Source organism: Coleofasciculus sp. H7-2 (genome assembly GCF_042747725.1).
Classification (GTDB): Bacteria; Cyanobacteriota; Cyanobacteriia; order Cyanobacteriales; family FACHB-T130; genus FACHB-T130.
Genome location: NZ_JBHZGO010000030.1, coordinates 170757 through 179883, shown reverse-complemented (window position 1 = coordinate 179883; position 9127 = coordinate 170757). Strand labels below are relative to the sequence as shown.

Genomic DNA, 9127 nt, shown 5'->3' with positions numbered 1-9127 from the left:
CAGCCCAAACCGCAGAAATCTTTTACCCTAGTTCAGACGGTGAACCATTGGCAGAAACCTATGACCACCTCTATGCCATTTTGACGACTTTGGAAGTCCTTAAACAATACTTGGCACAGCGTCAAGCGACTGTGCTAGCAGACCAGTTTCTTTACTATTCCCAAGGCTTTCCTAAACTCCGAGTTGCTCCCGATGTGATGGTAATTTTCGATGTGGCTCCTGGGGGAAGGGACAACTATAAAATTTGGGAAGAAGGACAGGTTCCTGTAGTGGTTTTTGAAATGACTTCCAAAGGTACGCAAGAACAAGATCAAGGGTTGAAAAAAACTTTGTACGAGCAATTGGAAGTGAAGGAATACTGGCAATTTGACCCTAAAGGAGAGTGGATAGAGGGAAAATTGCGGGGGTATCGCTTGCGGGGAGAAAAGTATGAAGCGATCGCAGATAATCGTAGCGAACCATTACAGCTGCGTTTAGCAGTAGAAGGGAAACTTCTTGGCTTTTACCGAGAAGATACTGGCGAAAAGTTGTTAATTGCCGATGAGCTAATGCAGGCGCTAAAGCAGGAAACTCAGAGACGACAGCATGCAGAAGAACAAGCTGAAATTGAGCGTCAACGCGCTGAAATTGAACGCCAACGCGCTGAAATTGAACGCCAGCAGCGGGAAGAGGCTCAACAACAGCTTGCCGATATGGAAAACCTGTTAGCTCTTTATCGCGATCGCTTTGGGAATTTGCCTGATAGCTAATGGCTAATGGGTCATCGGAGGTTCTCCCGATTAACCGTTAGCATCCAAAATTTGAATTTCGTCGAGTTGCGCGATCGCTACATCTGCACTCTCTAGATGTGCTGCTTCCGGTTTTCCCCAGCAGATGCCAATACAACCAGCAGCACCCGCCTGACGTGCCATTTGAATATCTCCGGCAGAATCTCCCACCATGAGAGTATTGCTGGGTGCTACTCCCAGTCTCTGGCAAGCTTGCACAAATAAAGCGGGATCGGGTTTGCTGGGACCTTCATCAACTCCCATCTCTAGCTGGATATAGGGCGAGAGCTGATGTCGCTTGACAAATGTTTTTACTCGTGCAGTCGAAGCGGCTGATAAAATTCCTAATTTCAATCCAGCTTGAAAGAGAAGTTGCAGGACTTCCAAAGAACCGACAAATAAGGGGGAAGGCGCAGCATCTTTTAGAAATTCGTCTGCTTCATTAAAGGCGCGACGAGCGATCGCTCTTGATTCTAACCACCCCCGTCCGGTCTCGGCAATATAAGCGGCGGCGGCAATTTCATTCTCCCGATGACTGCCTACTGCTAATAACCCAGTGGGGTCGAGAGTATCTCCATTGATACCAAACGCCATTAATAAAGGGTCTCCCGTTCCGGGGATTTGGGCGTCTATGATGCGCGATCGCTTTTGCCCCAAATTTCTCAAAAATGACTCCGAATCCTCCAGGGTGCCGTCCTTGTCAAAAATCACAGCCTGGATATTCAGGAACGTGACTTCTCGACAGCGAATTGTTACCAAAATTTCCCCCTCAACTAATTAAACTGCAATAAAAAAAGAGGGAATTTCCCTCTTTGGCGATCGCTAATTTCAAATTTCTTTCTTTGAAATTTCTCTGTCCCCCTAACAAAATTACTCTTCTTCTGTAGCGGCTGGCACCTCTTCAGCTTCGATAGCGGCTGGCACCTCTTCAGCTTCGATAGCGGCTGGCACCTCTTCAGCTTCGATAGCGGCTGGCACCTCTTCAGCTTCGATAGCGGCTGGCACCTCTTCAGCTTCGATAGCAGCTGGCACGTCTTCATCTTCTGTAGCGGGTGGCACGTCTTCATCTTCGATAGAGGGTAGCACTTCTTCGTCAGAAACGCCGATTTCTATAGAAGGTATAGCAGTGTTGCCTTGCAGCTTGGCTCGCATCTGCTCCCGATACTTAGCCGCCATTTCTTCCGCCATATCATAGACGCGATCGCGGTTCTTGATCATGTCCCCTGGTTCTGGCTCTAGCTGCTTGGTGGAGAGGGAAATCCGACCCCGTTCAGCGTCAAGGTCAATGATCATCACTTTCACTTCATCATTGACATTGAAGACGCTGTGAGGTGTATCGATATGGTCGTGGGAAATTTCCGAGATGTGCAGTAGTCCGCTGACGCCACCAATGTCGATAAATGCACCATAAGGCTTGATGCCTCGTACCGTCCCAATAACGACCTCGCCCACTTCCAGACGATTCATCTTCCGCTCGACTAGCGCCCGTCGGTGCGAAAGAACTAGACGGTTACGGTCTTCGTCTACCTCTAAGAATTTTAGCGGTAGTTCTTCACCAACCAAATCTTCCTTGGGTTTGCGAGTGCTGATGTGAGAACCGGGAATAAACCCGCGCAATCCTTCAATCCTTACCAACGCGCCACCTCGATTGGTAGCAAAGACAAGCGATCGCACTGTAGCGTCTTCTGTCTGCAACTGCCTGACTCGCTCCCATGCTCGCATATACTCAATGCGGCGGATGGAAAGGGTTAGCTGTCCATCTTCATTCTCGTCGGTCAGAATGAAAAATTCCCGCGTCTCGTTAGACTGCAACACTTCTTCAGGAGCATCAACCCGATTGATTGACATCTCCTGAATCGGAATATAAGCCGCTGTTTTAGCGCCAATGTCAATCAGAGCGCCCCTAGGCTCCAAACTGAACACGGTACCGGCGACAATATCACCCGGATTAAAGTGATAGTCGTACTTGTCGAGTAGGGCCGCAAAATCTTCGTGAGAAAATCCAATATCTACTGTAGCGGTTGTTTTCTGATTGACCATGCGTATCGTTTCCTGGTGTTATCTCCGTATTTAACTGTGCCTCCTGTCGATGTACGCCCACGTTTACCGCGTGCAGTTTACACCTACATAGCTCTCTCGCCAAACCTATTGTATGAGATTTTCTAGGAGCGAGAAGTGTCCAGACAGGATATTATAACCCAGTTGGAGCTGCCATAGCCTCAGTCTTATTAAGTTATTCGTCGTGTCTGGAAGATGGAGATTTAGATTTTCGTAGGGAATGGAAAACGCTCTTGAAACCCAACACCTGCATTGGTTACACTATCGCTAACCACTACTACAAATAATCAATTCCACCTACTTATAACCTCAGTCTTCTTTAAGTTGATAGTCGTGTCTGGAAGATGGAGATTTAGTTTGATAGGATGGCGATCGCTGCTATTTGGAGCATCTGTTCGCGGTACTTTGCTGCCATTTCCTCAGCTTTTTCATAAACTTTCTGAGGATTTTTCAGCATATCTCCTGGTTCGGGTTCCAGCGCTTTTGTTGAAAGTGAGACGCGACCCTTTTCCACATCCATCCAAATAATCATCGCCTTTATTTCGTCATTAACCTTGAAAACACTATAAGGCGTATCAAAGGGAGCGTGGGAAATTTCAGTAGTGCGTAGTAGGGCGTTAATAACTCCAATATTGACAAATGCACCATAAGGCTTAAGTGCAAGTACTCTACCAGCAACGACTTGACCAACTTCTAGATGCTTTATCCCATCTGGGTACAGCGCCAGTCGGTGGGAGAGATACAAGCGATCGCGGTCTTCATCCACCTCCACAATCTTCACAGGGAGTTCTTCTCCCACTAGCTCTTCTATCGGCTTACACCTATCGAGATGGGAACCTAAAATAATGCCGTGCAACCCCTCAATCCTAACTAATACACCAGCGCGACTGGTATCAAAACCTTTAGCGTACACCGTGACGTTTTCTGCTTGCATTTGACGCACTCGTTCCCAAGCCAGCTTTTTCTCTAGCTGTCGGATGGAAATAAATTGCATCAAATTCCCGGCTTCATCGTATTTACTCACGATCAAGAATTCGCGGGTTTCATTTAGTTGCAAGGCTTCTTCTGGAGAATCAATCTCATTGATTGACATTTCCCAAATTGGGAGAAAAATAGCTGTTGGTGCGCCAATGTCAATTAAAGCACCTCCCGGCTCCAGACCGATGACTGTTCCAAGTACAACCTTGCCGGGACAAAAGCTAGATAAATTTGAGTTCAAAAATGTTCGGCTGTAACTACCGCATCTCTAGTGCATACTATAGCATCTTTGTCAACTCCTAGTTGCTAATGACCAATAACCAAAGAAGCCTGGATTTCTGTTTCACCAAGCGCTGAATAAGGAAGGTTGATTATTTTCGAGAGGAGCTGTTAGTTTAGTTTCTTCCTCTGTTCCACTGCCATGACTTCGCAGATGATTCAAGGTATCCACAAAATCTCGAATTCCTTGAAACTGCCGATAGACGGAGGCAAAACGGATATATGCAACTTCGCTGAGAGATTGCAGACGCTGGAGTACTAATTCCCCAATTTCTTGACTGGTAACTTCTCTAACGATGCGCTGCTGTAATTCTGCTTCAATTTCATCAACCAATACTTCCAGAGTTCCTTGGGGGATGCCGGTTTTTTCACAGGCTCGAACAATCCCACGGATTAACTTGGAACGGTCAAAGGAGTCTCGCTGACCCCCCCGCTTGATCACGGTAATCGGAACAAATTCAATGCGTTCGTAAGTGGTGAAGCGATGATTGCACTTCAAACACTCGCGGCGTCGCCGGATACTTTGTCCGGCTTCTGTGGAACGGGACTCAAGGACACGGCTATCGGTGTACTGGCATAAAGGACATTGCATTTTAAAAAGTCCTCGCTTGTTGGGTAGACGAGCGTGAGGAAGTATTAGAATTATCTGCCACTTTACTAAAGAAATACCTAAAATTGGAAAAGCTGAGCCGATTATTGTCCATATCATCGTGGAAATACGATGGTAGGGACAAGTACAGCTCAGTGGCTTTTCCTAAATATTAAGTTGTGGTGATGCGAGCTTTAGGTGCGAACTACTTCTTCTCAATCCGAGGAGGTTCGCGGAAAGCGATCGCAAAGAAGAGGGTACCCAATGCGAGGGTCAAAATCAAGATGTAAGCAGCGGCTTCCATATCAGAATTTCCTGATTGTTTGCTTTACTACCAGTCTACCTTGTCAGGAAAAACTAAAAAGTCAAAAGGCAAAAGAATAAAAATTTTCTCTTTTACCTTTTGCCTTTTACCTTTCTAGACAGTTTCCTTTTTGCGGGTTGTTACGTCACCCACCTTCTGGAACAGACCCCACTCAACCTGCTCTTCCAGGTCAGCATCAACCCCAGCAAACACATCCCGGAACAGAGTCCGAGAGCCATGCCAGAGGTGACCAAAGAAGAATAGCAGGGCAAATACAGCGTGTCCGAAAGTGAACCAGCCACGGGGACTGGTGCGGAACACCCCGTCAGAATTCAGCGTTTCGCGGTCGAATGCAAAAGGCTCACCCAGCTGAGCTTTTCGAGCAAATTGCTTCACTTTGGCGGGGTCTTCATAAGTTTTCCCATCCAAAGCGCCGCCGTTTAAGGTCACGGTGACACCCGCTTGCTCAAAGCTATTTTTTGATTCTGCCCGACGGAACGGAATATCGGCGCGAACCACACCGTCTTTATCGGTCAAGATCACGGGGAAGGTTTCAAAGAAGTTGGGAAGACGACGTACCGACAACTCCCGACCTTCAGCATCTTTGAATATCGGATGCCCTAACCAAGCCTGAGCAATGCCATCTCCCTTATTCATTGGACCTGCGCGGAACAAACCACCCTTAGCAGGGCTATTTCCGACATAGTCATAAAATGCCAGTTTTTCTGGAATTTGCGACCAAGCTTCGGAAGCGCTCATCCCTTCAGCCATATTGGCTTGAATGCGCCGGTCAATTTCCTGCTGGAAGTAATTGCCGTCCCACTGATAGCGGGTGGGACCAAACAGCTCAATTGGAGTATTAGCACTGCCGTACCACATCGTACCTGCCACAACGAAGGCGGCAAAGAATACAGCGGCAATACTGCTGGAAAGCACGGTTTCGATGTTCCCCATCCGCAAAGCTTTGTAGAGCCGCTCTGGGGGTCGAACTGCTAGGTGAAACAAACCAGCGATAATTCCTACGACACCCGCTGCGATATGGTGAGCGACGACACCGCCAGGGTTGAACGGGTTAAAGCCATCGGGTCCCCACTCTGGCGCGACGGGTTGGACGCTGCCAGTGATACCGTAGGGGTCAGAAACCCACATACCAGGGCCAAATAGCCCCGATAGGTGAAATGCACCGAATCCAAAGCACAAGAGACCAGACAAAAGCAGGTGAATGCCAAACATCTTTGGCAAGTCGAGAGCCGGTTGGCCAGTGCGGGGGTCTCTAAACAGTTCCAAATCCCAGTAAACCCAGTGCCAGACGGCAGCCAGGAATAGCAGACCGGAAAGGATAATATGAGCGGCAGCAACGCCTTCAAATGACCATACGCCAGGGTAGTTTCCTGAGCTACCAGTAATGCTCCAACCACCCCAGGATTCGGTTACACCCAAGCGAGACATGAATGGCAGTACAAACATCCCCTGACGCCACATGGGGTTCAGGACTGGGTCGCTGGGGTCAAAAATCGCGAGTTCGTACAGGGCCATCGAACCGGCCCAGCCTGCCACGAGGGCAGTATGCATCAGGTGTACAGAAATCAATCGACCTGGATCGTTCAGGACGACTGTGTGTACTCGGTACCAGGGTAGTCCCATTGACTACGCTCCTCCTAGAGATGAATAAGTGTCTACGACGCTTCTTTTTTATTTGCGATTTGCCGTTGTTTACCACAATCTAAGCCAGAGAAGCTCTCTTGCAAGACTGCGGGACTGTTTGACAAGGCAAAAGTGAAAATGAAAGATTATGTTACCTAACTCTTAGCTTCAAGATCCATGCCGGTTGCAGGCTTTTTGCATGAGAGTTTTGCGTACTTGATGTTTTACCTCGGCAGATGTTGCAGACACGATTTATCGCGTCGATGAGGTTTTTGGCCTCGTCACACCAGGTTCACGCCATTCCTAGGTCGGAAGACCGAGGGGAGTTACCATTTAAAGAAGTGTAACTATTGTTAGAATCCATTGCAAGCGGGTTGACAGTTGGGATTAAGGTAGCGATCGCATTCTTAACCTTTCATCCCGACTCCTGCGTGCTGCTGAGTTGGGATAACACTGCTGACTCGCTCATTCTCTGGATGACATCTTCAGCATCAATCAAGCGTTTTAGCACCACTTGACCAATATTCTGATTGGCTGAGTCAGTTGGGACATTGGCTGTGGGTTTGACTTCGACCATGAGAATGGCGTCTTCTACTCGATACAGCCACAGTTTTTCGCCTTGCTCGAAGATGCAAAGGTTGATTTGCTGAATTTCGGGTTTGCGTCGCCAGGAGTTTTCGTTCCATAAGCCGCCGAATTCCCATACTCGACCTACAGTCCATCCATCAGAAAGGAAAAAATACTTCACGAACTTTCAACTTTCTTTATACAGGCGCTAGAGAGTGGAACTTGGTGTTTACCATTAACTACCACTTCTAGCACTCAGATGTCCTCGCCATAACGAAAGCTTATCTATTATAAAGACATCAATTAAACTTATAAGTATGTCTTCTTACCATTTCTCAGGAAGCGTGACTAAAGATGCGATCGCGCTTGACTGAGTTTGAGGGTATGCAATAAGGATTAAAGGAAGCACACAAAGCGCCCCTTGGCTAGGGCATCTTGGTTGATGAAGGCGATCGCACTTTATATGATTGAACAAGGTAGAAAGTAAAAATTTGGTTATGCGATACAAAGTACAGTTACATAAAACTGAGGAAGGATACGCTGTTTGGTGTCCTAGTTTACCGGGTTGCTGGTCGCAAGGAGAGACAGAGGATGAAGCTTTAGAAAATATCAAAGATGCCATTCAAGTATATCTTGATACTGTTGATGAATTAGCTAAAGATTCAGAATTTCGTTATGTGGAAGTGGGATAAGTATGCCCAGACTACCAGGAGTCAATCATCTACGATCTGTAAATGCATTTGAAAAAGCTGGGTTTCAAGTAGTCAGGCAGGGCAAACATATTACGATGACTAACGGCGAACGCATTATCACTATTCCTAGAGCTAACCCAATTAATGCTTACACAATGGCTGGAATCATAAGAGATGCTGGGCTAACAATTGAAGAATTCCAGATGCTTTTGTAAAAGAATGCAAGAGAAATAACGCTTGTTCTTGGAAAATCATACCCATTGGGGCGCGATCGCACCTGTAAAATGCTCAAGAGCCAAATGAAAATCTCCCCATATCAAGCTTCATCCTCTTGCTGAAGTAGGGGGAGATAATCGGTTAAGGCAGCTTCTGCCATTGCCAAATCTTCATCTGCAAACTCAGCTTTAAGTGCAACAGCTTGTTCATCAGAAATGGCATTTCATTTTTGTGTTAGTTCTTGTTGGCGTAGGGAGAACGCATATTTAAGCACATCTTCCTGTCGAGTCGCTGGCAATTCTGCAAGCACTTGGAGCAATCGCCTCCGAATCAAAATCAAGTTTGTTGTTGAGTTAACCATTTCTGCATCTATAGCAATCCTATTTGAGTTTTAAGATGCCAGTGGTTCAGTCGTGAGTGCTGGACACTCCGGCTGTGAAGGTGGCATCAAAAGCTACAAGTTCTCATAAACTTCATCATCATTACGCTTACTATCCTAAACACGCGCACCTCACCCTCTTCAATAGTGTAGAGCATTAGGTACTCTCCCCGATCGACACGATAGCCGCCCGGATAACCCTCTAATTGCTTGCAGTCTTGAGGTCTAGGATTACCCTGAAGAGAAAAGATTTTTTAAGCAACCTGCTTGAACTGTTTAGCTTGTAAATCAAACAAATCTTTTTCAGCAGATTTGGCGAGTCTTAAGGCGGATCTCTCACTCATCGATCGAGCTGTTAAAGTCGAGATTTGTATTATGCAATTCGTTGTACCCTGCTATGACTTCTTCAAGGGTTACAAACTCTTTATTTTCAGCAACAGCACGGCGCAGCATCGCCGAATCTAAAGCATCTTCCAAAGCCTCAAAACGCTTTAAATCTGCATAGCTGATCGTGGCGGCGACGGCTTGACCTTGCTGTTCAATCACAAACCGCTCTCCACGCTCGCCAACACGAGTAATGAGTTCTGGAAAGTTTTCTTGAGCTTGGGTTGAGTTTACTTCAGTCATGCTACACAACTTCTGCCAATCGTAAAA

General features: G+C 46.8%; 11 protein-coding genes and 1 pseudogene. 3 read left to right on the top strand and 9 right to left on the bottom strand.

Going from position 1 to position 9127, the window contains the following annotated elements:
* Positions 1–749 (top strand): Uma2 family endonuclease (locus ACFW2W_RS07790; protein WP_378175610.1); only part of this gene is annotated, 749 nt, incomplete at its 5' end.
* Between the two features lie 30 nt (positions 750–779).
* Here the strand turns inward: ACFW2W_RS07790 and ACFW2W_RS07785 are convergent.
* From ACFW2W_RS07785 to ACFW2W_RS07755, 7 genes are all read right to left on the bottom strand, one after another.
* The gene (locus ACFW2W_RS07785) at positions 780–1526 is read right to left on the bottom strand and encodes an HAD family hydrolase (RefSeq protein ID WP_378175607.1); all 747 of its coding nucleotides are present in this window, start codon (positions 1524–1526) and stop codon (positions 780–782) included.
* 111 nt (positions 1527–1637) lie between these two features.
* A complete protein-coding gene (locus ACFW2W_RS07780; RefSeq protein ID WP_378175604.1) occupies positions 1638–2807 on the bottom strand; it encodes a S1 RNA-binding domain-containing protein in 1170 nt (389 codons plus the stop codon).
* A gap of 370 nt (positions 2808–3177) precedes the next feature.
* Positions 3178–4044, bottom strand: coding sequence for a S1 RNA-binding domain-containing protein (locus ACFW2W_RS07775; RefSeq protein WP_378175601.1), 867 nt, complete (start codon positions 4042–4044; stop codon positions 3178–3180).
* A 102-nt stretch (positions 4045–4146) separates the two neighbouring features.
* Complete coding sequence (gene nrdR, locus ACFW2W_RS07770; protein ID WP_378175598.1) at positions 4147–4674, bottom strand: transcriptional regulator NrdR; 528 nt, start codon at positions 4672–4674, stop codon at positions 4147–4149.
* 202 nt (positions 4675–4876) lie between these two features.
* Positions 4877–4975, bottom strand: a complete 99-nt coding sequence (locus ACFW2W_RS07765; protein WP_190411294.1) for a photosystem II reaction center protein T — start codon at positions 4973–4975, stop codon at positions 4877–4879.
* Between the two features lie 114 nt (positions 4976–5089).
* Entirely contained in the window at positions 5090–6619 is a 1530-nt protein-coding gene (psbB, locus tag ACFW2W_RS07760) for a photosystem II chlorophyll-binding protein CP47 (RefSeq protein ID WP_378175594.1), read from the bottom strand.
* Between the two features lie 415 nt (positions 6620–7034).
* On the bottom strand, positions 7035–7367 hold the full coding sequence (locus ACFW2W_RS07755) for a hypothetical protein (RefSeq protein WP_378175591.1): 333 nt from the start codon (positions 7365–7367) through the stop codon (positions 7035–7037).
* 316 nt (positions 7368–7683) lie between these two features.
* On the opposite strand from ACFW2W_RS07755, the gene ACFW2W_RS07750 reads away from it, so the two are divergent.
* A complete protein-coding gene (locus ACFW2W_RS07750) occupies positions 7684–7878 on the top strand; it encodes a type II toxin-antitoxin system HicB family antitoxin (RefSeq protein ID WP_378175588.1) in 195 nt (64 codons plus the stop codon).
* Between the two features lie 2 nt (positions 7879–7880).
* On the top strand, positions 7881–8093 hold the full coding sequence (locus ACFW2W_RS07745) for a type II toxin-antitoxin system HicA family toxin (protein WP_378175585.1): 213 nt from the start codon (positions 7881–7883) through the stop codon (positions 8091–8093).
* Positions 8094–8548: 455 nt separating this feature from the next.
* On the opposite strand, the pseudogene ACFW2W_RS07740 reads toward ACFW2W_RS07745, so the two are convergent.
* A pseudogene (locus tag ACFW2W_RS07740) lies at positions 8549–8817 on the bottom strand (type II toxin-antitoxin system RelE/ParE family toxin).
* Positions 8810–9100, bottom strand: a complete 291-nt coding sequence (locus ACFW2W_RS07735; RefSeq protein ID WP_378175582.1) for a type II toxin-antitoxin system Phd/YefM family antitoxin — start codon at positions 9098–9100, stop codon at positions 8810–8812. The pseudogene ACFW2W_RS07740 and the gene ACFW2W_RS07735 overlap by 8 nt, the downstream one beginning before the upstream one ends.
* Positions 9101–9127: the final 27 nt, after the last annotated feature.

Coding starts and splice junctions, on each gene's coding strand:
- ACFW2W_RS07745 (WP_378175585.1), top strand. CDS start 7,881: ATGCCCAGACTACCAGGAGTCAATCATCTACGATCTGTAAATGCATTT.
- ACFW2W_RS07750 (WP_378175588.1), top strand. CDS start 7,684: ATGCGATACAAAGTACAGTTACATAAAACTGAGGAAGGATACGCTGTT.
- ACFW2W_RS07780 (WP_378175604.1), bottom strand. CDS start 2,807: ATGGTCAATCAGAAAACAACCGCTACAGTAGATATTGGATTTTCTCAC.
- psbB (WP_378175594.1), bottom strand. CDS start 6,619: ATGGGACTACCCTGGTACCGAGTACACACAGTCGTCCTGAACGATCCA.
- ACFW2W_RS07765 (WP_190411294.1), bottom strand. CDS start 4,975: ATGGAAGCCGCTGCTTACATCTTGATTTTGACCCTCGCATTGGGTACC.
- ACFW2W_RS07735 (WP_378175582.1), bottom strand. CDS start 9,100: ATGACTGAAGTAAACTCAACCCAAGCTCAAGAAAACTTTCCAGAACTC.
- nrdR (WP_378175598.1), bottom strand. CDS start 4,674: ATGCAATGTCCTTTATGCCAGTACACCGATAGCCGTGTCCTTGAGTCC.